24 protein-coding genes and 1 pseudogene are annotated in these 25992 nt (G+C 43.8%); 7 read left to right on the top strand and 18 right to left on the bottom strand.

Features of this window, described 5'->3' with window-relative positions; all coding sequences use genetic code 11:
* The gene (polA, locus tag I6L24_RS06725; RefSeq protein ID WP_216986555.1) at positions 1 to 2763 is read left to right on the top strand and encodes a DNA polymerase I; all 2763 of its coding nucleotides are present in this window, start codon (positions 1 to 3) and stop codon (positions 2761 to 2763) included.
* A gap of 361 nt (positions 2764 to 3124) precedes the next feature.
* On the opposite strand, the gene I6L24_RS06720 is transcribed toward polA, so the two are convergent.
* Genes I6L24_RS06720 through ppx form a run of 5 tightly spaced genes read right to left on the bottom strand, consistent with a single transcriptional unit; the run spans position 3125 to position 8244 of the window.
* Positions 3125 to 3694, bottom strand: coding sequence for a YggT family protein (locus I6L24_RS06720; protein WP_064094707.1), 570 nt, complete (start codon positions 3692 to 3694; stop codon positions 3125 to 3127).
* Positions 3695 to 3713: 19 nt separating this feature from the next.
* A complete protein-coding gene (proC, locus tag I6L24_RS06715) occupies positions 3714 to 4553 on the bottom strand; it encodes a pyrroline-5-carboxylate reductase (protein WP_004647533.1) in 840 nt (279 codons plus the stop codon).
* A 2-nt stretch (positions 4554 to 4555) separates the two neighbouring features.
* Positions 4556 to 5932, bottom strand: a complete 1377-nt coding sequence (tilS, locus tag I6L24_RS06710; protein WP_216986554.1) for a tRNA lysidine(34) synthetase TilS — start codon at positions 5930 to 5932, stop codon at positions 4556 to 4558.
* Entirely contained in the window at positions 5869 to 6693 is an 825-nt protein-coding gene (locus I6L24_RS06705) for an acetyl-CoA carboxylase carboxyltransferase subunit alpha (RefSeq protein WP_004278263.1), read from the bottom strand. Before I6L24_RS06705 ends, tilS begins: the two co-directional genes overlap by 64 nt.
* 30 nt (positions 6694 to 6723) lie before the next feature.
* On the bottom strand, positions 6724 to 8244 hold the full coding sequence (ppx, locus tag I6L24_RS06700) for an exopolyphosphatase (RefSeq protein ID WP_216986553.1): 1521 nt from the start codon (positions 8242 to 8244) through the stop codon (positions 6724 to 6726).
* A gap of 259 nt (positions 8245 to 8503) precedes the next feature.
* Here ppx and trxA point away from each other — a divergent pair, with 259 nt between their 5' ends.
* The 3 genes from trxA to I6L24_RS06685 all read left to right on the top strand — a co-directional run bounded on the left by trxA (position 8504) and on the right by I6L24_RS06685 (position 11110).
* Positions 8504 to 8830: a thioredoxin gene (trxA, locus tag I6L24_RS06695; protein WP_004278266.1), complete on the top strand. Its 327-nt coding sequence runs from the start codon at positions 8504 to 8506 to the stop codon at positions 8828 to 8830.
* A 322-nt stretch (positions 8831 to 9152) separates the two neighbouring features.
* Positions 9153 to 10421 carry a transcription termination factor Rho gene (gene rho / locus I6L24_RS06690; RefSeq protein WP_004278267.1) on the top strand — a complete coding sequence of 423 codons (1269 nt, stop codon included), beginning with the start codon at positions 9153 to 9155 and terminating at the stop codon, positions 10419 to 10421.
* Positions 10422 to 10822: 401 nt separating this feature from the next.
* The gene (locus I6L24_RS06685; protein ID WP_004647530.1) at positions 10823 to 11110 is read left to right on the top strand and encodes a hypothetical protein; all 288 of its coding nucleotides are present in this window, start codon (positions 10823 to 10825) and stop codon (positions 11108 to 11110) included.
* A gap of 107 nt (positions 11111 to 11217) precedes the next feature.
* Here I6L24_RS06685 and I6L24_RS06680 read toward each other — a convergent pair whose 3' ends face one another.
* The 3 genes from I6L24_RS06680 to pheS form a co-directional block, all read right to left on the bottom strand.
* The gene (locus I6L24_RS06680) at positions 11218 to 11514 is read right to left on the bottom strand and encodes an integration host factor subunit alpha (RefSeq protein WP_004278269.1); all 297 of its coding nucleotides are present in this window, start codon (positions 11512 to 11514) and stop codon (positions 11218 to 11220) included.
* A complete protein-coding gene (gene pheT, locus I6L24_RS06675) occupies positions 11511 to 13892 on the bottom strand; it encodes a phenylalanine--tRNA ligase subunit beta (protein WP_153566423.1) in 2382 nt (793 codons plus the stop codon). Before pheT ends, I6L24_RS06680 begins: the two co-directional genes overlap by 4 nt.
* Before the next feature lie 133 nt (positions 13893 to 14025).
* On the bottom strand, positions 14026 to 15006 hold the full coding sequence (gene pheS / locus I6L24_RS06670) for a phenylalanine--tRNA ligase subunit alpha (RefSeq protein WP_216986552.1): 981 nt from the start codon (positions 15004 to 15006) through the stop codon (positions 14026 to 14028).
* 159 nt (positions 15007 to 15165) lie between these two features.
* On the opposite strand from pheS, the gene I6L24_RS06665 reads away from it, so the two are divergent.
* Entirely contained in the window at positions 15166 to 16191 is a 1026-nt protein-coding gene (locus tag I6L24_RS06665; RefSeq protein ID WP_004647528.1) for a hypothetical protein, read from the top strand.
* Between the two features lie 360 nt (positions 16192 to 16551).
* Here the strand turns inward: I6L24_RS06665 and I6L24_RS06660 are convergent, their stop codons facing one another.
* The 6 genes from I6L24_RS06660 to I6L24_RS06635 form a co-directional block, all read right to left on the bottom strand.
* A complete protein-coding gene (locus I6L24_RS06660) occupies positions 16552 to 17034 on the bottom strand; it encodes a GNAT family N-acetyltransferase (protein WP_004647526.1) in 483 nt (160 codons plus the stop codon).
* 155 nt (positions 17035 to 17189) lie between these two features.
* Positions 17190 to 17549 (bottom strand): 50S ribosomal protein L20, encoded by a 360-nt coding sequence (rplT, locus tag I6L24_RS06655; RefSeq protein ID WP_004647525.1) that lies wholly within the window; start codon positions 17547 to 17549, stop codon positions 17190 to 17192.
* An 11-nt stretch (positions 17550 to 17560) separates the two neighbouring features.
* Complete coding sequence (rpmI, locus tag I6L24_RS06650) at positions 17561 to 17755, bottom strand: 50S ribosomal protein L35 (RefSeq protein ID WP_004278281.1); 195 nt, start codon at positions 17753 to 17755, stop codon at positions 17561 to 17563.
* A gap of 186 nt (positions 17756 to 17941) precedes the next feature.
* On the bottom strand, positions 17942 to 18364 hold the full coding sequence (locus tag I6L24_RS06645; RefSeq protein WP_216986551.1) for a YqaA family protein: 423 nt from the start codon (positions 18362 to 18364) through the stop codon (positions 17942 to 17944).
* A gap of 7 nt (positions 18365 to 18371) precedes the next feature.
* Positions 18372 to 18662 carry a hypothetical protein gene (locus I6L24_RS06640; protein WP_004647523.1) on the bottom strand — a complete coding sequence of 97 codons (291 nt, stop codon included), beginning with the start codon at positions 18660 to 18662 and terminating at the stop codon, positions 18372 to 18374.
* 74 nt (positions 18663 to 18736) lie between these two features.
* Entirely contained in the window at positions 18737 to 19357 is a 621-nt protein-coding gene (locus I6L24_RS06635) for a glutathione S-transferase family protein (RefSeq protein WP_004732952.1), read from the bottom strand.
* A 283-nt stretch (positions 19358 to 19640) separates the two neighbouring features.
* On the opposite strand from I6L24_RS06635, the gene I6L24_RS06630 reads away from it, so the two are divergent.
* Together I6L24_RS06630 and I6L24_RS06625 are read left to right on the top strand one after the other, a co-directional pair.
* The gene (locus tag I6L24_RS06630) at positions 19641 to 20096 is read left to right on the top strand and encodes an Hsp20 family protein (RefSeq protein WP_004732955.1); all 456 of its coding nucleotides are present in this window, start codon (positions 19641 to 19643) and stop codon (positions 20094 to 20096) included.
* A 104-nt stretch (positions 20097 to 20200) separates the two neighbouring features.
* A complete protein-coding gene (locus tag I6L24_RS06625) occupies positions 20201 to 20755 on the top strand; it encodes a hypothetical protein (protein WP_216986550.1) in 555 nt (184 codons plus the stop codon).
* A gap of 32 nt (positions 20756 to 20787) precedes the next feature.
* On the opposite strand, the gene I6L24_RS06620 is transcribed toward I6L24_RS06625, so the two are convergent.
* The 4 genes and pseudogenes from I6L24_RS06620 to I6L24_RS06605 form a co-directional block, all read right to left on the bottom strand.
* A protein-coding gene (locus I6L24_RS06620; RefSeq protein ID WP_148335412.1) for an IS3 family transposase occupies positions 20788 to 22010 on the bottom strand; the annotation gives its coding sequence in 2 pieces (ribosomal slippage) (positions 20788 to 21674 and positions 21674 to 22010; 1224 coding nt in all).
* A gap of 99 nt (positions 22011 to 22109) precedes the next feature.
* Complete coding sequence (infC, locus tag I6L24_RS06615; protein WP_071850398.1) at positions 22110 to 22661, bottom strand: translation initiation factor IF-3; 552 nt, start codon at positions 22659 to 22661, stop codon at positions 22110 to 22112.
* 5 nt (positions 22662 to 22666) lie between these two features.
* Complete coding sequence (gene thrS, locus I6L24_RS06610; RefSeq protein ID WP_216986549.1) at positions 22667 to 24589, bottom strand: threonine--tRNA ligase; 1923 nt, start codon at positions 24587 to 24589, stop codon at positions 22667 to 22669.
* Between the two features lie 231 nt (positions 24590 to 24820).
* A pseudogene (locus I6L24_RS06605) lies at positions 24821 to 25990 on the bottom strand (alanine racemase).
* Positions 25991 to 25992 lie beyond the last annotated feature (2 nt).

The raw sequence follows: 25992 nt of genomic DNA, 5'->3' as shown, positions 1-25992 counted from the left end.
ATGCCACCATTTGTCTTGGTCGATGGCTCTTACTTTTTATTTCGTGCCTTTCACGCACTGCCACCATTAACCACGTCAACCGGTTTACATACCAATGCAATTCGTGGTGCGATTTCTGCTATTCAAAAACTGATGCGCCGGACCCAACCGACCCATATGGCGGTAATTTTTGATACCCCAGAACCGACCTTCCGGCATGAGCTGTCACCGATTTATAAAGGTGATCGTCCCAGCATGCCAACGGAATTATCCGAACAGATTCCTTATCTGCATGCCTTGATCCGCGCTTTGGGCATTCCCCTACATACCTTACCGGGTGCCGAAGCCGATGACATTATCGGAACACTGGCCAAACGTGCCGAGGCGATGGGACATCAGGTACTGATCTCTACGGGCGATAAAGATATGGCACAACTGGTGACCGAAAAAGTTACCCTGGAAGACAGCTTTAAAGAAAAACCGCTGGATGTCGACGGGGTGTTTGAAAAGTTTGGGGTCTGGCCGAATCAGATTATTGACTATCTGACCCTGATGGGCGATGCATCAGATGGCATCATGGGCGTGCCAGGTGTAGGTGCCAAAACTGCAGCAAAACTGCTCACTGAATATGGCTCGATTGGTGGCATTTTAGAAAATGTCGACAAGATCAAAGGCAAAGTAGGTCAAAATATTAAAGAACATGTCGATGGCATTGCACTGGACCATCAACTGGCCAGTATTGTCATCGATCTGGATCTTAACTTTGGTTATGACGATTTAAAACTGGGTGAGCCGAATGTCGAGACCTTACGTCATTTGTACACCGAGCTGGAATTCCGTAACCAGCTGCAGTCCTTAGATCACCCGAACAACCCGAATAATTCAAATTACCAGCAGGCGGCAAAATCTATTAACGCCAAAGCGGTTACAGCACCAGAACCTCTGGAAGACCATGCGTCTGTAACCAGCAGTGATGACCAGCTAGGTCAAGCGACCTACCACACAGTATTAAGCCAGCAGGACTGGGACACACTGTTTGAGCGCCTAAGTACCGAAAAACGTTTTGCCTTTGATACCGAAACCACCAGTTTGGATTATCGTATTGCACAGATTGTCGGTTTCTCGGTCGCCTTCGATGCCCAGGATGCCTATTATGTTCCCTTGGCACATGATTATGAAGGCGCACCGGAGCAGCTGAATCGTGAAGTAATTTTGGCGCAGATCAAACCAATTCTGGAAGATGAGTCTGTAAAGAAAATTGGTCATCATCTGAAATATGATACACATGTCCTGGAAAATCATGGCATTCATCTGGCAGGCTGGTATTTCGACACCATGCTGGCTTCCTATGTCCTGAATTCTGTCGCAACCCGTCATGGCATGGATGATGTGGCCCGTCTGTATTTGAGTCATCTGACCACGACTTATGAACAGGTGGCCGGTAAAGGCGCCAAACAGAAGACCTTCAACCAGATTCCACTTGAAACTGCAGCGCATTATGCTGCAGAAGATGCACATGTTACTTATCGTCTTTATGAAGTCTTGAGCAGCAAATTACAGGCACATCCTGAACTGGTGAATATTCTGCATAATATTGAAGTTCCGGTCGCACGTGTACTGACGCAAATGGAAGAAAACGGCATCGAACTGGATCTGGCTTTTCTGGATCAGCTTGGGGGCGAATTTTCCAATACCATGCACAATCTGGAAAACCAGATCATGGAAATTGCCGATGAAAGCTTTAATGTCAGCTCACCTAAACAGGTCGGTGAAGTGTTATTTGAAAAGTTGGGGCTAAAAGGCGGTAAAAAAACCACCACCGGACAATACAGTACCAGTGAAAGTGTACTGGAAAAAATTGAACATCCGATTGCCCAGCTGATTCTGGAATATCGTGGTTTGTCCAAGCTGAAAAGCACTTATACCGATGGCTTATGCAAACAGGCTAATCCTGATACCCACCGTGTGCATACCAGTTACCACCAGGCATTGACTGCAACTGGCCGTTTATCATCGACTGATCCAAACCTACAGAATATTCCGATTCGTGCCGAAATTGGCCGTCAAATCCGCAAGGCGTTTGTGGCACCGGAAGGTCGTGTTTTGCTGGCAGCCGATTACTCACAAATTGAATTGCGTCTCATGGCTCATTTATCTCAGGATGAAGCCTTGCTAGATGCCTTTATTCACGGTCAGGATGTACACCGCCGTACTGCTGCGGAAGTTTTGGGCATTGCCTTGGAAGATGTCACCAATGACCAGCGTCGTCAGGCCAAGGCCGTCAACTTCGGCCTACTTTACGGCATGTCCGAGTTTGGTCTGATCCGTCAGCTAGGTTTTACCCGTCAGGAATCACAGGATTATATCAAGCAGTATTTCCATCGTTATCCGGGCATTTATGACTATATGCAACGTACCCGTCAGGTTGCATTAGAACAAGGTTTTGTTGAAACCCTACTCGGACGCCGTTTATATACCCCAGATATTGATGCCCGTAATATGATGGTGCGTAAAGCGGCGGAGCGTGCTGCGATTAATGCCCCGTTACAAGGTTCTGCTGCAGATATCATTAAAATGGCGATGATTGAAGTTGATAAGATGTTGCCAAAAGATCAGGCCAAAATGCTGCTGCAAGTTCACGATGAACTGGTATTTGAAGTCGATGAAGACATTGCCGATGAACTGGCACCTAAACTGGCTGAAGTGATGCAATCGGTACTGCAGATTTCTGTACCATTGGTGGTAGAAGTGGGTAAAGGTAAAAACTGGGATGAGGCGCATTAATGTGCCTTTAACCCCATCTTCCTTATAGGAGGTGAGGAATATATTCCGCAAGGGGATGGAGGGGATTTTAATTTATAATCCTCATCTACAGGCAGCGATATTAAAATCTTTTCTGCTATCAAGTTTCGAACGCATATTTTTCTATTTTTAGGAAATCAGCAGCATTACTGGTTCAGAGTATCCAAGTTCCCTCTCCTTCCAGGAGAGGGTTAGGGAGAGGTTAATATCCCATCTTCTTCTTGTACTGCGATTAAAACTTGTTCACGGTTTGGGAAGTTTAACAAATCCCTTCCAATCTCCCTTATCTAAAGGGAGGAGCAAATAAAAAGGACGCCTCAGCGTCCTTTTCTTTTCATTCAGATTAAAAACCCGTTAACAATACAATTGCCACCTGGTTCATGATCATTTCAATCACAATCAAGGCCAGAATTGCCAGGATTGGAGACAGGTCAATCATGCCCATATTCGGCATAATCCGGCGGAAAGGTGCCAGCAATGGCTCGGCAAGTTCCTGAACTACTTCAATATAAGGTGAACGGGATTGGGTAAACATCACCACCCAGCTTAAAATAATGGTAGCGAAAATCAAGTAACGACAGAAACGGATCAAATCCTGCATCATGGTGACAAAAGTCAGAATGAGCAAATGCACAGGACCATTCGGCATGCCACCAGACAGATACATCATGCCGAAAATTTTCAGCAAATACAGCACTACCAAAAGTGCCAGTGCCGCAGTATTAACCCGCCCTTTGCCCATCGTAGGGAAAATACGCCCGAATACATCTACAATTTTAGTGGCTTTCACAGTAGAAAGAACCACAGGATTGTAGGGACTGACGGCTGCCAGTTGCATTAAAAATCGGAAGAATACGAGCAAAATCGCGACGTTAATGATAATGCCAAAAATTAGCGCAGAATTTGCACCCATACTTGAACTTTCCTAAAAATTAAACTGAAGATTTGCTGCTTTCACTGAGCTCTTGAGCTAGTTCCTGACTGCGTTTTTGCGCAGCAGCAAGTGCTGCCTGAATATTCTGAGAAATTTGCGCGCGGTCAAAGACTTCAAGTGCCGCCTGTGTAGTCCCATTTGGAGAAGTCACATTTTTACGTAACTCAGCCGGCGTATTCGAGCTGGTAATCGCCATTTGCGCCGCGCCTAAAGCGGTCTGCAAAGTCAGTGCGGTTGCAACTTTTTCATCCAGACCTAAATTTTTACCCGCACGAATCATACTTTCCATCATATAGAAAAAGTAAGCTGGCCCCGAACCCGAGACTGCAGTGACTGCATCAATTTGTGCTTCTGAGTCGACCCAAATGGTTAATCCAGTTGATGCCAAAACCTGACTGGCCAACTCACGGTCACTGGTTTCCACAAATGCATTGGCATATAAACCATGTGCCCCGGTCTGTACCAATGCTGGCGTATTCGGCATGACCCGGACAATACGCTCTGTCCCCAACAATGCTGACAATGTGGCAATTTCTGCACCGGCAACAATGGAAATAATCAGTTTATTATTAACCAGACCTTTTAAAGGTTGCAGCACTTGAGCCAAAACCTGAGGTTTTACCGCCAGCACAACAATATCTGCATCCTGAATTGCAGCGCTATTATCCCCGGTCACATTAATTTCTTTTTCCGCCAATAAAGCACGGACTTTTTCGACCGGATCAGAAACTGTAATACGTGTTGCTGGCAAACCACGTGAAATCAGACCGCCAATTAAGGCTTGGGCCATATTACCGCCACCAATAAAACAGATATTACAATTTAAAGCTGCACTCATGTTCAATGCTCATCGTTGAGTTCTAAAGTTGAAGAAACCGACATCGGCAGCCATCCACCTGCTTCACAATATGCAGATTGAGCCAACCAAAATCCTTTAGGGGTAAACACGCCTAGCATAACATTATCTGCGCTTAATATTTGAATAGTATGCCGAGCCCAGGGAAATATTTGCGCTTCCTGAATGGCTTTTTTCAGCGGCCAGGTACCGACACGGCCATATAAATGAATTTTTTCGCCACCTTGCCGCTGCTGCAAATGCAAAGGTTGCTGCAATAATGCAGGAGATAAACCTAGCTGGGCAGGTGCGATGATAAATTTTCCTGACAAAACCTGCACGCTGTCTTTTAAAGCGAATTTTATAGTTTTCGGGCTAGTTTGAACCTGTTGCTGCTCGGCTAAATAGACCTCTGCGGTCAAACGATATAATTGCTGCTGATAGCGTACATAGTAAAAGCCTTGCGAATGCAATGCCGCCTGAGCATCTTGCTTGGCATGAATGACTTCGCGTTGCAAACGTTCCACCATATCTAAGGATGGACGATACTGTCCCGCACCTTTCATCCAGGCAGAGAGTAATTGACGTTGTCGTGATTTTGAAAGCTGTAGAAGTTTACCAAGGTCGAGCTGCGTTTCAGTCCCACAAGACGCTAAATCCTGTTGCAGCACTTCTTGTAAAATGTCTTGAGCATCCTGCATTAACTCACTGGTTCGCACCAAGGCAGCTTGCATTTTAGGATAGCGTTGGCTTAATACCGGCCACAGGGTCTGGCGTGCCCAAGCTCGGTCATAATGGGTATCAGCATTGGTCGGATCTTCAATATTCTGAACATTCAGCTCTGATGCCCATTGGCAAATTTGCTCACGGGAAATATCCAGCAATGGCCGCCAAATCGTGAGATTTTCACGTACATCGATCTGTTTCATGGCTGCCAAACCATCCACGCCGGCCCCAGACAATAGACGCAGCATCAGGGTTTCCGCCTGATCCTGCTGATGATGCGCTAACACCAAAATTTCATCCGCTTGCAAATGTTGCCGATAGGCCTGATAACGTGAATTGCGGGCTTGCTGTTCCAGATTACCACTGGCGACATTGACTGGCTGAATGGTGCAGGGAATATCCAGTTGCTGACATTGATCCGCAACGAATTCACCCCAATCCGCGCTGAGTGCTTGTAACTGATGATCGATATAAATCGCCCGAACTTTTTCCGGGCATAAAAAAAACATCAGATGCAGCAACAGCATAGAATCTACGCCGCCACTGCATCCGATGAGAAATTTTGTCTCTGCAGGAAAGTCCTGCAGCTGTTTTAAGAAACCAGACCTAAATTGTCGCTGCCAAACTTCATTAAACGTTGGTAACGTGCTTCGCATCGTGCTTGCGCTTCCATTGGTTGCAGTTCATTCAAAGCTTCTTTCAGCACTGCTTTCAAGCTGTTCATGACCTGATCCGGATTTAAATGAGCACCCTCACCTTCATCCACCACATATTCTACAATACCCATTTTCTGCAATTTTTCTGCAGTCAGAGCCAAGGCTTCACTGGCCTGTTCAGCTTTTTCAGCGGTTTTCCATAGAATTGAGGCACAGCCTTCGGGTGAAATCACCGAATAAATACTGTGAGAGAGCATCACCACACGGTCTGCCACCCCAATACCCAGCGCACCCCCTGAACCGCCTTCACCCAGTACAGTTGCAATCACAGGTACTTTCAAGTTAGAAAGCTGAGCCAGACTGGTGGCAATCGCTTCAGCCTGACCACGTTCTTCTGCACCGACACCCGGATAAGCACCCATAGTATCAATAAAGGTGAAGACTGGCAGGTTGAAACGCTCTGCCATATCGAGCAGACGCTGTGCCTTACGATAGCCTTCCGGGTTACTCATGCCGAAATTATGCTGTAATTTTTCACGGGTACTACGACCACGATGCTGACCGACGATCATCACCGGTTGACCATCAAAACGAGCCAGACCACCGATCATCGCACCATCATCACCATATAGGCGGTCACCATGTAAAGCATCAAATTCAGTGAATATTTCACCCACATAGTCCAGGAATTGTGGACGTTCTGGATGACGTGCAATCTGCACTGTCGCCCATGCTTTTGATGGAGTTGCTTTATTTTTCATAGGTTAACCGTTTTCATCCCTATAAAGGTATTAATTAACAAACTGTTCGGATTGAATCGAGAGTTCAATCTCCCAATTTTTAAATTGCTGCTGTTCATCGTGCAGTTCAGCGACCAGCAATGGCCATTGCTTGGCATCACCAGACACGCTGAGTTGCCATTGTTGCGCATTTTCAACCTTGAGTTCAATGGCAGGAAGCATCTCATCGCTACGACTGTGATTGACCAAAACCGACAGACGAAGCAGCAAACATAACCATAAAAGTTTAGATCCACCGACTTTCATCACATCAATCTTGGCATCAGCGCGCAATTTACGACGATGGTGCGCGACCAAATGTGACAAATGATTTTGATCAACCTGCGAGAAACCGGCAATATCCGAGTGTTGTAATAAATAAGCACCATGACGATGATAGCCACTGTGACTGATGGCCAAACCAATCTCATGCAGATAGGCAGCACGACGTAACAGGTCACTATCTTCAATACTCAAACCGAGTTCACTGGCCACGTCATTAAACAGTTTCTGTGCGGTCTGAACCACACGTTCAGCCTGCTTGGCATCGGCATTATATCGACCAATCAAGGCATGTACGGAACGATCACGGATATCTTCGTGCTTGAAACGGCCAAGCAAGTCATACATTACGCCTTCACGCAGTGCACCATCAGAATAGACCAAATGATCAATTCCCAGCACATCAAAAACTGCATAGAGAATGGCAATACCAGCAGGTAAGACGGCACGACGGTCATCTTTCAGACCTTCGAATTCCATGTCCGAGACATATTTATATTTAAGCAGTTTATCTTTGAGCTTTTCCAGGCCTTCACGCGTCAACTGTTCGCGATCATTGCTCCAGCCCATATTAACGCAAATCTGGCGGCAGGCTTTAATAGTACCACTCGAGCCGACAACAGCATCCCAACCGGCTTCTTTATAAGTATTGGCAATTCCGGAAATTTCTTTACGCGCCGCAGTGACCGCTTTATCAAAAGCTTTGGCACTGATTTCCCCATCCTGAAAATAAGCTTTGGTAAATGCTACACAGCCCATTTGTACTGATTCGGTATGAATCGGCTCGAATTCTTCACCGATAATCAGCTCGGTTGAACCGCCACCGATATCAACCACCAGACGACGACCACTGTTGGCCATGGTATGCGATACCCCCAGATAAATCAGACGGGCTTCTTCACGACCCGCGATAATTTCGATCGGTTTCGGTAAAATTTCTGCAGCTTTCTGGATAAATTCATGACCATTTTTGGCTTGACGTAAAGCATTCGTCGCCACGATCCGCAAGCGGTTCGGCTGAACGGCACCTAAACGTCCGACAAAACGGGCCAGACAGGCCAAACCGCGTTGCTGGGCGGCTTCGGTTAAATTCTTATTTTCATCTAGTCCTGCGGCAAGCTGAACTTTTTCTGACATTGATGCCACTTTCTTCACTTCGCCATGATCTACACGGGCGATGGCCAAATGAAAGCTGTTTGATCCCATATCGATGGCGGCAAGTAATTCTTCATCAATCAAAAAGTCAGACATTCCAGAAATAAACCTTTAACGAATTGTGCTTAGAGTAATTCACATGCATGCAATTTAAAAGCCATTTGTGGCGACAATTTAATGCCTTATTCTTTTTGTATCGGGAATAATAGTGAGACACGATCATCACTATCGTGATCATCCATTAGACAAAATAACATTAAGCATTGAAAATTTACAGATTCCCCTACATTGTTAAAGATGGCTATGTAATACTAATAATTAGTTATCTTTAAAATATTAATCTGGAGCACATTCCATGTCTGGCAACATCGTAAACACTACTGACGCAAACTTCGAAGCAGACGTTCTTCAATCAGACGTTCCTGTACTGGTGGACTTTTGGGCAGGCTGGTGTGCACCATGTAAAGCAATTGCACCCGTACTTGAAGTGCTTGCTGATGAATACCAAGGCAAAGTTAAAATCGTGAAAGTTGATGTAACTTCTTGCGAACAAACTGCTGTGAATTTCAACATCCGTAACATCCCGGCTTTGTTGATGTTCAAAAATGGTGAAGTTGTTGCGACTCAAGTCGGTGCTGCACCAAAATCTAAACTGACTGCATTTATTGATGACAATATCTAAGCACAGCATTTTTAGTAAAAAATACGCGACTCATGCTCGCGTATTTTTTTCGGCTATAAATTGACAAACCTGGCATTATCTCTTATATTCGCTACTCAAGAGATAAAGGATCCTAAATCCTGTCAATTTCTTACAAGACACATTACATAAGATGCCGCTCGGCAATAGAAATTGTTTTCCACATTTTTCTTTGAAACACTCAAACAGATCTATGAATTGTTCTTTTGCAAATTCAATTGCTTTCGTTTGAATGCTGGTATGCGGCCGAATGTTACTCCCTTTCTAACCTGTACCTCAGAACTTTGATTCTATCTGACCACCTATGAATTTAACCGAACTCAAGAAAAAACCGATTGGCGAACTCATCAAGATTGCCGAGTTTATGGGCCTCGAAGGTATGGCTCGTAACCGTAAGCAAGACATTATTTTTGCCATCTTAAAACGTCATGCAATGAATGGCGAAGAGATTTTTGGTGATGGCGTTCTAGAAATTTTGTCAGATGGTTTTGGCTTTTTACGCTCAGCCGCAGGTTCTTATTTAGCAGGTCCTGACGATATCTATGTCAGCCCTTCTCAAATTCGTCGTTTTAACCTCCGTACTGGCGACACCATTACTGGCACCATTCGCCCGCCGAAAGAAGGCGAACGTTATTTTGCTTTACTTAAAGTCAATCAGATTAACTACGACACACCTGAAAATTCACGTAACAAGATTCTGTTTGAAAACTTGACCCCATTATTCCCGACCGAACAGTTGGTGATGGAGTTAGGCAATGGTACCACTGAAGATTTAACCACCCGTGTGATCGACCTAGTGGCCCCGATTGGTAAAGGCCAGCGTTCAATTATTGTGGCTCCGCCGAAAGCGGGTAAAACCATGCTGCTGCAAAGCATTGCACAGTCCATCGTTCGCAATAATCCTGAAGTTATTCTGATCGTTCTCCTGATTGATGAACGTCCAGAAGAAGTGACCGAGATGGAACGTACGGTTCGCGGTGAAGTCGTGGCTTCTACCTTTGATGAATCTCCTGCACGTCACGTTCAAGTTGCTGAAATGGTGATTGAAAAAGCAAAACGTCTGGTTGAGCACAAGAAAGATGTGGTGATTCTGCTTGACTCGATTACCCGTCTGGCACGTGCCTATAACACCGTGATCCCTTCATCAGGCAAAGTACTGACTGGTGGTGTGGATGCGCATGCCTTAGAACGTCCTAAACGTTTCTTTGGTGCTGCACGTAATATCGAAGAAGGCGGTTCACTGACCATCATTTCTACTGCCCTGATTGAAACTGGTAGTAAAATGGATGAAGTGATTTACGAAGAATTCAAAGGTACAGGTAACCAGGAAATTACCCTTGATCGTCGTATTGCTGAAAAACGCGTATTCCCTGCAATGAACATCAAGAAATCTGGTACTCGCCGTGAAGAACGCCTGATGTCGGAAGACAATCTGCGTAAAGTCTGGATTCTGCGCAAGCTGTTGCATACTCAAGATGAGTTGGCGGCAATGGAATTCTTACTGGATCGCATGAAAGAAACCAAAACCAATGATGATTTCTTTGATCAGATGAAACGCAAAGCTTCAAATTAAAATTTCAAATGAAAGGTCACCTAAGCGGTGGCCTTTTTTAGGTTGACATAAATTACAGAATGAAACAATCAAGCCTGATTTATGTAAACTTATTTTTAAGTTTTTGATTAATAAAATATTCAGATTAAAAATTGTATAACTTTTAAGTGTTTAACAAGCCTTTCTCCAATCTAAATGTTTCATTCCATTGTTATTTTCTGTTAAAAACTTCTTATTTTTTATCGTTTTTCCGTACTTTTTTGATCATTGCCAGTAGCAATTAAAAATGCGCAGTGATAGCATATTTGCAGACCAGTTAGACTGCTCCTGCGTTGTTAGTCCCTAACACAATTAGGAACAATAAAAGCACTTAACAGACTAACTTTGGTTTTTTTTAATCTCAATTTTTAGAGAGTGATGCCATGTTATTCAAAAAAATCGCTATTGCTGCTGCAGTTGCTACTACTCTAGCTTTCGTTGGTTGTGCTAAAAAAGCTGACGACGCTGCTGCTGACGCTAACCAAGCTGCATCTGAAGCTGTAGAAGCTGCTTCTGAAGCTGAAGCTGCTGCTGACGCTGCTGCTGTAGAAGCTACTTCTGAAGTTGCTGCTTCTGAAACTGCTGCTGTTGCTGAAGCTGACGCTGCTGCTGCTGTTGCTGTTGACGCTGCTGCTGATGCTACTGCTGCTTCTGAAGCTGCTGCTCAATAATCTTCTAGATTATTCAGTACAAAAAAAGAGAGCCATTGGCTCTCTTTTTTTTATTTTAAACACTGAAATTCAAATAATCTGTGACTTCAGGTTTTAAAAAAAGCAGATCAGTTGACCTGCTCATTTCCCACACGTTGACGGAACTTCTGTCCCGCACGGAAGGTGACCACGCGGCGTGCAGAAATCGGAATCTCTTCACCCGTTTTCGGGTTACGGCCCGGACGTTGACGCTTATCACGCAACTCGAAATTACCAAAACCCGAAAGTTTTACTTGCTCGCCTGAGATGAGCGCCTGGCTAATCTCATCGAAGAACAACTCAACCATTTGTTTTGCTTCACGACGGTTTAAACTCGTGAGCTCACTTAAATGATCAGCCATTTCTGCTTTAGTTAGTGCTGTCATGAAGCCCTCAATGTCGCTTGGTAAGTGTTTTCTAACACTTGAAGGATATTATCCATACCTGATTTAATTTCAGCATCTTCCAGTGTACGGCTTGGATGCTGCCAGAGAAGTGCAAATGCCAGTGAGCGTTTCCCTTCTTCTACTCCTTGTCCAGTGTACACATCGAACAACCAAGTTGAGTCTAAAAGCTCTCCGCCTGTTTTTTCGATAAGTCCCTGAATTTCGCTAACATTAATCTTATCACTAATTAAAAGCGCAATATCACGTCGAACCGATGGAAAACGTGATAATTCTGTAAAATTAGATACATAAGTTTGCAAAACAGCCGTTTGATCCAATTCTGCTACCCATGTGGTTGCCAGATCAAGTTCGTCTTCAAGTGAAGGATGTAAACGGCCAAAGTAACCAATTGATTGACCATTCACGAGAATCTCTGCGGATTGTCCTGGATGCAACCAGCTACGCTCTGAACGGACATATTCCACTTTGACACGACCAGCAGCCAGAATTTCCTCTATATCGCCCTTAAAGTCAAAGAAGTCCATTGGCTGTGCCTTGCCATGCCAAGACTCAGGGGTACGTGAACCCGTTGCAATCAGGGCAAAAGTTGGAATCTGTTTTAAATCATGAATACTGTTCGCTTCTTGATAGTCGAAACGCAGACCGAGCTCGAAGAAACGTACACGGCTTTGCTGACGGTTGACATTGTACTGAACACAAGGAATCAGACTAGATAGCAAGGTTGAACGCATCACCGCCAAATCACTTGAAATTGGATTGGCTAATGCTAAAGGTTTCACATGAGAATTAAGTTGCTTTTCAAGTTTTAAGTCTGCAAAACTAAAACTGATTGCCTCTTGGTAACCCAAAGTTACCGCGGTTTGACGGAGTTGACCCAATTCAAATTGATCTTGGTATTTGGCCAGCTTCACATCAATCACAGGCAAACTGATTTGAATATTGTCATAGCCATGAATACGAGCGACTTCTTCAATCAAGTCTTGGTAAATCACCATATCATAACGATATGATGGCGGCACTACAGACCACTCACCTTCTGCTTTTACTGTAACTTCACAACCTAAACGGGTTAAAGCATCAGTAATGAACGCTGAGTCAACACTATAACCTAGCAGTTGATCGACTTGGGCTTGATTCAACTCAATTGCATCGCGTGTTGGCAGTAGCGCTGCATTTTCGGCAACTGTAATTGGACCAAACTCACCGCCCGCAAGTTCCGCAATCAATTGTGATGCACGATGCATGGCAAGCATTGGCAATTCGAAATCGACACCACGTTCATAACGCTGAGAAGCATCAGTATGTAAACCAAAGCTACGCGCACGACCGGCAATATGTAATGGTGCGAAGAATGCTGATTCCAGGAAAATTTCAGTGGTTGCATCGCTGACTGCTGAAGACAAGCCACCCATAATACCGGCAATCGCCAATGCTTTTTCATCATCTGCAATCACCATCACTTTCTCGTTGAGTTCAACTTCTTGTTCATTGAGCAAAACTAACCTTTCAGCTTCCGTCGCTTGACGTACATGTACCGCACCTTGCACTTTACCACCATCAAATGCGTGTAGCGGTTGACCAAGCTCGATTAATACATAGTTGGTAATATCGACCAGAATGCTGTGCTGACGGATACCTGAACGTGCCAATGCACGCTCCATCCATACAGGAGTCACAGCCTTGGTATTGACGTTCTTGATCACACGACCTAAGTAACGTGGGCAGCCTTCAGTTGACACAACGACTTTCTTTTCGTGGCTAATAGTTGCAGTAACTTCTTTAATTTCAGGCGCAGTCACCGGAAGCTGGTTAATCACACCAATTTCACGTGCGATCCCGCGAATACTGAAACAGTCACCACGGTTTGGTGTGATGCTGATGTCAATCACGTTATCATCAAGATCCAGATATTCACGGATGTTCATACCTACTGGTGCATCTGCAGGCAGCTCTAACAGACCATCGATTTTATCTTCCAAATCGATTTCTGAAGCGCCGCACAGCATGCCTTGTGACTCGACACCACGAAGCTTGCCTTTCTTGATTTTGAAATCACCCGGAAGTACTGCACCAATGGTCGCAACTGGCGCTTTCATGCCGGCACGTACGTTTGGCGCGCCACATACAATTTGCAGTGGCTCACCTGAACCGATATTGACAGTAGTCACACGCAAGCGATCTGCATCAGGATGCTGTTCTACAGTCAGAACTTCCCCCACCACTACACCAGTAAAGGGTTTTGCTGCTGGTGCAAGCTCATCAACTTCAAGACCTAACATGGTCAATTGATCAGAAAGTTTATCGCTATCGATGGCTGGGTTGACCCATGTGCGTAGCCAATTTTCGCTAATTTTCATTGATATAAAACCTGTAATTCAAATCTCTAGAATCCCCTCTCACTCCCACTTTCTTCCAAAGAGGGAAAACCCTATGTCACATCTAGACACCCCTCTCCGTTCAGGAGAGGTTAGGGAGAGGTATAAATTTGTTTTAAGCAAACTGGCGTAAGAAACGCACATCGTTTTGGAAGAACATACGTAAGTCATTCACGCCATAACGAAGCATTGCAAAACGTTCAACACCCAGACCAAAAGCAAAGCCTTTGTATTTTTCAGGATCAATGCCAGCAGCTTGCAGCACATTCGGATGCACCATACCGCAGCCCAATACTTCTAACCAGCGACCGCGTTCATCCATAATATCCACTTCCGCACTCGGCTCGGTGAACGGGAAATAAGATGGACGGAAACGTACTTTCAAATCTTTTTCGAAAAATTCGTTCAGCAGGTTAATCAGCAAACCTTTCAGTTCCGCAAAGCTGGTATTTTCAGCCACGTATAAACCTTCGATCTGATGGAACATCGGCGAGTGAGTTTGATCCGAATCACAACGGTAAACACGGCCCGGACACACGATCTGGATTGGTGGCTGCTGTGCTTCCATGGTACGAATCTGCACACCAGACGTATGCGTACGCAACAAATGGTTCACATCGAAATAGAAAGTATCGTGCATGGCACGCGCCGGGTGATGCCCCGGAATGTTCAGTGCTTCAAAGTTGTGATAATCATCTTCAACTTCAGGACCTGTTGCAACCGTAAAACCTGCCTTGGTAAAGAACTGGCAAATACGCTCTTGCACCTGGGTCACTGGATGGATACTGCCCACCTGTTGGCCACGGCCTGGTAAAGTAATATCAATGGTTTCGCTTGCCAGTTTTTGTTCTAAGGCAGCTTTATGCAGTTCTGCCTGACGTGATGTCAATGCAGCGGTAATGGTTTCACGTACAGCATGGATTTGTGCGCCGAAGACTTTACGTTCTTCAGGATCCATTTTACCAAGCGACTTAGATTGTTCCGCGAGCTGGCTTTTTTTCCCCGTAAATTGCACTCGTACTTGATCAAGTGCAGCAAGGTCTTGAGCTGCTGCAATCGCAGCGAGCGCTTCAGTGGTCAGGGCTTCCAGTGACATAGTAACTCTCAAAGCAACAGGTTAAAAAATATTTTAAAAACCCCACATTCTAACAGTTTTTAGACACTTTGATGAAGATGCGTTTTAAGGAAAATTAGATTGGCATGATTAAATATAAAAAGTATAAGATAAACACAATATCAATCAGATCAAATCACTATGGCACTCGATCAAATTTGGAAACAGCAGCTGACCCTGGTCACTTACGGCAATGAGTATTTGACTCAGGACCTGAGTTTCAATCGTTGGATTCAACATTCCATTTTTAATCAGCATCAGTTTGCCTTTCGGGATCTGATGTCACAACATCTGTTGGCCCAGCATTTCCAGATCTGGCTGGAAGGGCTAAAAAAACAAGGCGTGCGTCGCCTTAGCTTACATCGCTCTGATTTACTGGTTGATGAGAAAAATCCGAATGCCAATGTCGAGCTACTGCCACTGGCACATTTTATTGTCAGTCATGGTGCCAAAGCCAAAACCGCCTGGATCATTGGCAAGGAACTGCCTGAATGGTACAGCGCAGACAATGATTACGAAGCGCCTAAATCACAGCAATCTCCTTTACGCCATGAAACATTCTGGTGTTATGAGCTGAATCCTAAACTGGCCAAGCGCATTGATGTCGATCTGGAAGCCCCAAACTGGGATGATATTCAGGCCTATACCGATCATGAACTGTTTGAAAGTAGCCTTGCCCAAGATTTTACTGAACCGGCGTATACCAATTTGCCTTATTACGGCACCATGCCTGCCATTCAGGTCGATAGCGAAAGTCATTTGGCCTTAATTCCCACTGACTATTCAGCGGATTATGCTCACCAGACTTTGTACCGCCTAGATGCCTTAAATGACTTTATTCAAACTAAAATCCAACATCCCTATCGTGCAGATGGCGAAGTACTCAGCCCGGAACAGCAACTCAATCTGCGACATTTTTCGCAAAAAATTGATGATTTAAGTGCTAAATTCATCAGCAAAGTCGCCAACCACTATAAAACTGCACAGCTAACACCTAAAGTTGCACCTGACCCATTTGTCGGTATGAGTACTGAAGATCGTTCACCAAAAATTTCTAAAGCAGAAAAACCTCAGGACCCAGGCAAATCCAGTTCGTCTGCAAATGTGCTGACCTTAATTGTAATCACTGTGATTATCTGTCTGATTGGCTACTATTTCGGGCTTTAAAGTTCCGCCAGAAAAGTTTGAATTTTCCTAGCAGAATTCAGCCGAATCCATTAGATATGTTGATACTCAGGCGCAGCCATCAGCTTGAAATAATGCTGACGATTTTTGCGATGGGTTTTTATCATCCAACCTATGATGGAATTAAGGTCAAGCAGCTGCCTGAAAATTTCAGCATTGTCGGAATGAGCCAAAGCTGTTATTTGCTGATCGCCCGGAAATGCTCTTTTAATTGACCGATGGATATATTGAGATAAAAGGATAAATCAGCCATACAATGTAAGGGCTGATTTATTTTCCATCGTCTTCTTCCAGGTTTTAGATTTTTCTACGTTGAGCCAGCTTGCCCAGAGTATTCAAAAATTAAATGTCCCACTGATAACATAAGTCTTTAAGATTCTCGCCGAGATCGCTGGCATCTTCTTCACTGATAAAATAGGCGCCGGTCTTTTCATAAAAATAACGACTGGAATTCAGGTTCAATACGCTGCATTGCATATGCTGGTAGGATTTTTCTCGACTTAAACCCAGACCCAATTGAACCAAATCACGTCCAATGCCGCGACCTTGAATATTTTGAAGCAAATAAAGTGCTCTCAATTCACTGATTGGTGCATCTACCGGAAAATTAAAAGCAGCAAAACCCAAAACTTGAGCATTTTCTTCATAGACAAATACCCGTCGATTCTCCTGTTCAAGCACAGAACGCCACAAAGCGGCTCTTTGTTCTACACTCAACTTATCGAGAATCTCTGGTTTAATGATATTTTGATAGCTTTCATGCCAGCTTTGTACATGCACTTGGGCAATCGGCAAGACATCGTGTTGGGTGGCAAGTCGAATCATTATTTTTAAGCCTTGTTTTTGATTATGCAATTTCACAATGACTAAAAAATATAAGATTTACAATACTGATTTTTAAATAATATTTAAAATGACTACTTTTATTTAAGCATAAAAAAAGACCACCAAATGGCGGTCTTTTTTCAAGTCATAAAGACTTATGCAGCCAATGCATCTTTAGCTTTAGAAGCTAAAGCAGCAAACGCAACTGCGTCATGCATAGCGATGTCAGCAAGTACGCGACGGTCGATAATCACTTGAGCTTTTTTCAAGCCAGCGATCATACGGCTGTACGACAAACCATTTTGACGAGCACCAGCGTTGATACGTGCAATCCACAAAGCGCGGAATTGACGTTTCTTCTGACGACGGTCACGGTAAGCATATTGACCAGCTTTGATTACCGCCTGGAACGCTACGCGGTAAACGCGTGAACGAGCACCATAGTAACCTTTAGCGCGAGCAAGAATTTTTTTGTGACGGCGATGAGCCTGTACACCACGTTTTACACGAGCCATTTATAATCTCCTTAGATGTACGGGCACATACGACGAACTGAAGCAACGTCACTTACGTGAACCATTACACAGCCGCGCAATTGACGAATACGCTTAGCAGATTTTTTGGTCAAAATGTGGCGTTTGAACGCTTGTTTACGCTTAAAACCGTTAGCAGTCGCTTTAAAGCGTTTAGCTGCACCACGGCGAGTTTTCATCTTAGGCATAACAACCTCTTTTGAACACCTGTTCGGCTCGTTTGCACCATTACAAAACGACCTGCAGGTAAGGGAGCGAGTATTCTAAAGCATCTTTGTTTAAAACAAAAGCATCTTCACCCAATAAGCGAATTTAAAGAATGATTTCGCTCTGAAATAATATCCAAGACTGGATCAGGAAAATTATTTTCAAGTTTAGAACATGGCAAAGGCCGCATAGACAAACAGATAACGTCCAATTTTAGCGATGCTGACCATCAGCAGAAAACGGACGAGGTTTTCTTTTAATAGTCCCGCAATCAGGGTAATCGGATCACCAATGATAGGCACCCAGCTCAGCAGTAAAGACCAGTAACCATATTTCTGATAGGTCTTTTGCGCCTTGAGCATCTTATCTGCTGAAACCGGAAACCACTTTTTATTTTTATAATGCTCAATCTTGAGTCCCAGATACCAGTTCACACAAGAACCCAGTATATTCCCCAAACTGGCCACCGCAATTAACAGTACCGCACTCTGCTCACCCTGCACTAAAAGCCCCAGTAGCACAGCTTCAGACTGTAAAGGCAGTAAGGTCGCTGCACCAAAGGCAGATAGAAACAGTAAAAACAGGCTCATTAGAGCATTAACGGCTCAAGCCCATTTTTTTCTTGGCTTTACTATATTCCCAACTGGACCAAACGACTGCAGTCACCATCGCCATGATCCGCGCCCATTTATACTGCTCATTGAGCGGTGCAATTGCAGCACGTAAAATCTGCTGATCTTTGGTATTTAGGGCAGCAATCACCTGATCGATATGCACAATTTCAGCAACATACAGCACTAAACATGCAGCAATGCCGAAAAGAATGCTCCAGTAAATTCGGGTATTACTTTCAACAATCTTGGTAAAGTTCAGAAGAAAATCGTTCATATATCCATCCAATAAAAAACCACCGTAAGGGTGGCTTTATTTGCTTAAGGCTATTTTAACATAAAGGCAGACGCTTAACTGACCTGTATTGCCAACGCTTTCTGAACCGCAGGACGAGCATTCAAACGATCGATATATTTGGAAACTTCAGGATAGTCTTCCAGAGTGATCTGCTGCCAGTCATGCCGTAATAACCAAGGGAAAATGGCCATATCTGCAATCGAGTATTCGCCAGCCACATACTCCTGCCCGACCAGCTGTTTATTCAACACCCCATATAAACGCTTGCTTTCATTGACATAGCGCTCTGTGGCATAAGCAATCCGCTCAGGTGCAAAACGGCTAAAGTGATGATTTTGCCCGAGCATCGGCCCCAAACCGCCCATTTGCCACATCAGCCACTGTTCGACCTGAATACGCTTCACTTCATCGGCTGGATAAAACAGACTTGTTTTGCGACCCAGATATTGCAAGATCGCACCTGACTCAAAAATTGAAATGGCGCGGCCATGTGGCCCATCCTGATCAACAATTGCCGGGATTTTATTATTGGGAGAAATAGCCAGAAAATCGGACTGGAACTGGTCATTTTCCAGAATATTGATGGGAATAATTTGATATTCCAGCCCCATTTCTTCTAGAGCAATACTAATTTTATGGCCGTTGGGGGTGCCCCAATAATATAAATCGATCATTTTCTTCTAATACTCCCTGCACTTTTACTATGCGACGATGTACTCAACATAGAGGATTTAGAAAGAAACAACAAGTCTGCATTTTAAAATTATTTTTCAATAAATATCAAAATCTTATTAAAAATTTATATATTTTTTTCTTTTTGATCTTGAAAATTTCAGCTCCAAACACATATTTATTTCTGCATAAGGATTGCGTCAATCTTATGCGCTGTTGATGTCTGACATGACAGATCTTATTTTCTTGTTTTTATAACTTTGCTTTAGTGAGAAGGTTCTAATCATGAGTAACTTAAATCTTCATCCATTATTTCGTCGTAGTATTGGCTTTGATCGCTTGAATGACTTTATTGACTATGCCATGCAAAGCGATGCACCGAATTACCCACCGTATAATATCGAAAAGCGTGGTGAGAATAATTACCGCATCGTGGTGGCAACTGCTGGTTTTCGTCAGGAAGAACTCGACATTCGTCTGGAAAATAAGTTGCTGACCATCCTAGGCAAGCCTGAAAACCAGAGCAATGACAGTATTGAATTCCTGTACAAAGGCATTGCGCGACGTGCATTTAAATTGTCTTTACGTCTGGATGAATATATTGAGGTACAACAGGCAGACTATGAAAATGGTTTATTGATCATCGACTTGCAGCGCATTATTCCAGAAGAAAAATTGCCACGTCAAATCCCGATTGGCAATAAACTGCTCATTGCAAACGATGAAAAATCAGTGGAATAAGCTTGATTAAGTACGCAAAGGAAGGTCCGAAAGGGCCTTTCTTTTTGGCTACAGATTACCTAAGCTCATTAAGGCAATACGCTTTCTGATCATAAAAATAAACCATGAATGTGCCAGAAAACATCCTGTTTCATCAAGCTAGCCCGATCATGCGCACTACGGGATATTTGCTGTTTTGTTATCCGGTCGGAATATTCAGCATTTTTTATTTCAGCAGTGTGCGTAGCAATTCCAGTTTTTTCCAAGGACTATTATTTTTATGGCAGGAGTCTCCTGACTTTTATATTTATATTGGCGGCTTTCTTGGTCTTTCGCTGCTTATGCAGGGAACCAAACTCAAAATAACCTCACAAGCCATTTATTATACTTTGGCCGGTTTCCGCATCAGCCTGTGCTTAAAACGACATTCCGTACAGTATAGTTTTCTGAATCCGCGCTATGATTCTCTCAAAGCGCACCTCAAACGCTGGCTCTATAACATGCCAGCGCATGTGATTAGTCAACGCGATGGCACTTTGGATTTTAAATTGTGCCAGCCCGGTCTGATGAATCAAATTTGTCTTGGATTTTTCCGGATTCAGCTGTCGATGTTTTCCCGCCAGCAAGCTCAACAGATTATGTACGCCATACAAAGCGCGTGGAATTTTGTCTTGTCCTGAAATAGATTGACAGTATTCCACTTCAAACCGAGTTAAGCAATTAGCTCGGTTTTTGTTTGCTCATACATCTGATTCGGGGTGTTCATATTTAAACTTAAATGCGGTCTATAACAATTGTAAATCATGATAGATTCCGCAATTAAGTGATCTAACTCCTTCATGGTTTGACATCGCGTGGTTAAAAACTCCTGCTTTAATATTCCATTAATTCGCTCTGCTAATGCATTCTGATAACAGTCCTTGCCATCTGTCATGGAAGGACATATCCCATAATGGCGCAATGCCGATTGATATAGCTCAGAGCAATACTGAGAGCCTCTGTCTGAATGGTGAATCATCCTGGCTGCCCGATCTGTCACATGCTGCATCGCCATATGTAGTGCCTGCACAACATTCTCTGCACGCATATCATTCGATAACTTATAACCTTTAATCTGTCGGGTATAAGCATCTGTCACCAAGGATAAATAATGCACACCTTCAGCACTCTCAACATAGGTAATATCACTAACAAAGACTTCATTGGCTTGCACCGCTGAATAATCCTTTAATAAATTTGGATGCTTCTTCATCCAATGCTTGCTATCCGTAGTTTTTGTATAGCGACGCTTAGGGCGAATCAATAAGTTATTTTCTTTCAATATTTTAAATAACTGATCCCGTCCACACTTTAAACCACGTTGCAACAATTTGCCTTTAATAAGCCAATACAGCTTACGTGTTCCGATACTTGGCATGAGACAGCGATATTCCATAACCAACTCAAGTATTTGTTCAGTTGCTTGTGCAGTCATTTGAGCACGTTTTTCTGCTTGATAATAAGCTTGTCGGGTGATTCCCAACCACTGACAATAACGTGAAACGCTTAGTCTTCTTTGGCTTTGCCAATCTTTGAAACGTGCTCGGTATACTTTTTTCCAAGATCAGTCCCACATTCTTTATCAATGTGATAAATCACATCCTGAATAAATTCAGTTTTAAGCTTTTCTGCGGCTAACTGCTTTTCTAATTGGCGGATTCGTTGTTGGGGTGTCAATTGGCGTTTAGAAGAAGTCGGCATATTCGAAGTCCAGTCCTGTTGTCCGTGCTTGCGTAACCATACCAGCACAGTTGATCTTCCTTGAATACCATATTTTGCCTGAGCTTGCTTATAAGTAATTTGCCCTTTTTCTACTTCATGTACCACCATCATTTTAAAGGCAAAGCTATAGTCACGTTGTGTACGTTTAACTCGTTGTTCTCGTTTATGTTCCATAAAATAAGTCTCTTAAGGTGTAAACTTATTTCAGGACGGGACATTTTAAAGAATAAAAAAAGCCCTGCATATGCAGGGCTTTTTTCGCTTAATGAGTGCTTACTTTTTCTTTTTAGGACCAAGTAGCATACCCATTTGACGCCCTTCCATTTTCGGCATCTGCTCAACAGTACCGAATTCAGCCACGTCAGCTTCAATTTTTTGCAATTGAGCTAGACCCAACTGTTGGTGCGCCATTTCACGACCACGGAAACGAAGCGTGATTTTCACCTTGTTACCTTCTTCAAGGAACTTGATGATTGCACGTAGTTTTACGTTGTAATCGCCAACATCAGTACCCGGGCGTAGCTTGATTTCTTTCACCTGGACTTGATGTTGTTTTTTCTTCGCTTCTTTCTGCTTTTGCTTAAGATCAAACAAATGCTTGTTGAAGTCCATGATCTTACATACTGGTGGCTCAGCGTTTGCTACGATCTCTACAAGATCAAGCTCAACACTTTCTGCTGCGCGCAGGGCGTCAGCTAAGCTTACAATCCCTTTCTGCTCACCATTTTCGTCTACAAGACGGACTTCTTTCGCACGAATTTCATCATTCAAGGCAGGACGGTTTGATTTGTTACCGCCCTGTTGATTACGGTCAGGCTGTTTAATCGCTGTTACTCCACAATGTACCGGCCGCGTTCGGCTACGGCTGCTTTTACTAGGTCAACGAAAGCATCGATTGACATAGTACCCAAATTTGTTCCTGAGCGGGTACGCACGTTTACGGTACCTTCCTCTACTTCACGGTCCCCAAGTACCAGTAAGTAAGGAATACGCTCTAATGTACGTTCACGAATCTTAAAGCCGATTTTCTCATTTCTCAAGTCAGAAATTGCACGGATACCGTTTTCTTTAAGTTTTGCGACGACTGACTCACATGCCTCAGCTTGAGAATCGGTAATGTTCATCACACACGCTTGCATTGGTGCCAACCAAGGTGGCATGAAGCCTGCGTAGTGTTCAATCAGTATACCAATAAAACGCTCGAAGCTGCCAAGAATTGCACGATGTAACATTACTGGCTGATCGCGGTCATTATCTTCAGTGACATAAGACGCATCCAGACGTTCTGGCAAGTTAAAGTCACACTGAATGGTACCACACTGCCAGACACGACCTAAGCAGTCTTTCAGAGAGAATTCAATTTTCGGACCGTAGAATGCGCCTTCGCCTGGTTGAAGTTCCCACTCAAGACCTGCAGCATCCAAAGCATCTGCCAAAGATTTTTCTGCCATATCCCAAAGCTTGTCATCACCCACACGTTTTTCAGGACGCGTCGACAACTTCATTTGTACTTCTTCGAAGCCAAAGTCTTTGTATACATCCAGTGTCAATTTGATAAAGTCTGCAACTTCAGGACCAATCTGTTCTTTGGTACAGAAAATATGCGCATCATCCTGAGTAAAGCCACGTACACGCATAATGCCGTGCAATGAACCTGATGGTTCGTTACGATGACATGAACCGAACTCTGCCAAACGAACAGGAAGATCACGGTATGACTTCAAACCTTGATTGAAGACTTGTACGTGACAAGGACAGTTCATTGGCTTCACCGCATAGTTGCGGTTTTCAGAATGCGTGGTGAACATGTTGTCTGCATAGTTGGCAGCATGTCCTGATTTTTCCCAAAGCGTGAAATCAACCACTTGCGGTGTGCGGATTTCTTCGTAGCCATTGTCTTGCTGAACTTTACGCATGTATTGTTCAAGCACTTGATAAATGGTCCAACCGTTCGGATGCCAGAACACCATACCCGGTGCTTCTTCCTGCATGTGGAACAAATCAAGCGCTTTACCGATTTTACGATGATCGCGTTTTTCTGCTTCCTCAATACGTTTTACATAAGCCGCAAGCTGTTTTTTGTCTGCCCAAGCAGTACCGTAAATACGTTGTAGCTGTTCGTTTTTCGCATCACCGCGCCAGTAAGCACCCGAGATTTTAGTCAGCTTGAACGATTTAAGGAATTTAGTGTTTGGTACGTGCGGACCACGGCACATATCCAAATAATCCTGATGGTAGTACAAGCCCATTTGCGTTTCTTCAGGCATGTCTGCAATCAAGCGCAATTTGTATTCTTCGCCACGCGCAGTGAATTCTGCAATGACTTCATCACGCGGTGTCATTTTTTTGATGACATCGTAGTCTTGATCGATGAGCTTTTTCATACGTTCTTCGATCGCAGCCATGTCATCTAAAGTGAATGGACGTGGCATCCAGATGTCATAGTAGAAGCCTTCTTCAATGACCGGACCAATGACCATCTTTGCTTCTGGGAACAATTGCTTAACCGCATGGCCGACCAAGTGCGCGCAAGAGTGACGAATGATGTGAATACCATCTTCATCTTTAGGCGTGATAATTTGTAAGGTTGCATCTTCAGTGATGAGATCAGACGCATCAACCAAACGGTCGTTGACACGACCTGCAACTGTATTTTTCGCAAGACCTGGACCAATGCTCAGTGCAACGTCCATCACAGATACGGCTTGATCAAACTGTTTTTGATCGCCATTTGGCAAAGTGATAATTGGCATAAAAAATCCTTAAGGAGTGATGCCCCGTACCATAGGGCATGTCACCGCGAGATTATGATCGAGGCACAGCCTCAAAAGATAAAAACGGTGGATAAATAAAAATCGACTCGAATTTTACACGTCTTATCCACAGGATTAAACCTTTTCACCTAGAAAATTCGCGATTTGGCGCATTTTGAATTTATTTGTCACTACTTCGCCTTTAGATCAATCAAGAAATTACTGTTTTTTTTATTCTCTAAAGTTATCCCATGCTTCGAACTTGCCTTGAGTATAGGCATAAAGCTGAGCAAATTGCGGAATCACCGCTTCACTTTGAGTCGGTCGTAAAAATACATATTCATCCCGCTCAATCTCACAGGATTTTGGCAACAGCAGCATTTCCTGATTACTGCTGCGTCCATACAAACTATGCAGCTTACTTTTTTCTGGATAAATATAGTTGGCCTGCCAATAACCGCCGTATATGAATACCGCCTTATATTTATGCGGAAGATGATTCAGCAGTTACAGACCAGGTAACTGGCTATAGCACAAAACTTTAAGTACCGGTGTGGCAATCCAGAGTGCACATTGCAGTTCAGCCAGATTCGCCAGATCAAAATCGCCGGGCTTGAGCAGCAACGAGCCAAAAGCCAGATCATTACAGACACTGTGTTGGCAATGCTGCATAAAGGTCGGACTGCCACCGCCATTAAAACACAGGTTTTCGTGCCATAAATTGGGAAACTGCTGCCGAATGATGTCGATGTAATGTTGATACCATTGCTGCGATTGTTGATAACTTTTTTCCGCAGATTTTAAGATTTTCGGCAGTTTGGCCACATGGGCATCATAGCCCATTAAACCGGTTAATTTGAGATGGGTTGCATGTTGCTGAATCAGCTTAAGCAAAGCCAGAAATTGCTGCTGAGTTTGCACGCCGCCACGATGCAGTCCTACATCAATTTCAATATTGACATTCAGGCAGATATTCAAGCTTTGCGCGAGTTGCAGATATTGTTTTAATCGTTCCACATCATCAATCAACCATTGGATACTTGCTTGATCATTGATTTTATTTTGCTCAGATAAAGTTTGATAAAAAGATTTTACCGCCTGAATTGGCATCGGTTTACCCAGCAAGATATCGGCCTGTGGAAATGACGCACTTATGCAGGAAAGATACGGCAGATGAAACACCATAAAGCGCTGGCTATTTAGTTTTTCACTGGCCAGTTTGAGTAGCTGAATGCTGGCTAAGGATTTCACCACCAGGCGCGGTTGTAACTGCGCAGGCAATTTCGACTGCACAACCTCCAGATTATGTCGATATTGCGCCAAATCCAGAATCAGTTGCGGTGTGCCAGTTCCCTGCTGTTTTAAGTCTTGTGTCAGTTGCTGAAAATAATTTGATTGCATCG

Source organism: Acinetobacter lwoffii (assembly GCF_019048525.1).
GTDB classification, from domain to species: Bacteria; Pseudomonadota; Gammaproteobacteria; order Pseudomonadales; family Moraxellaceae; genus Acinetobacter; species Acinetobacter lwoffii_K.
This window is presented reverse-complemented; position numbering and strand designations above follow the sequence as displayed.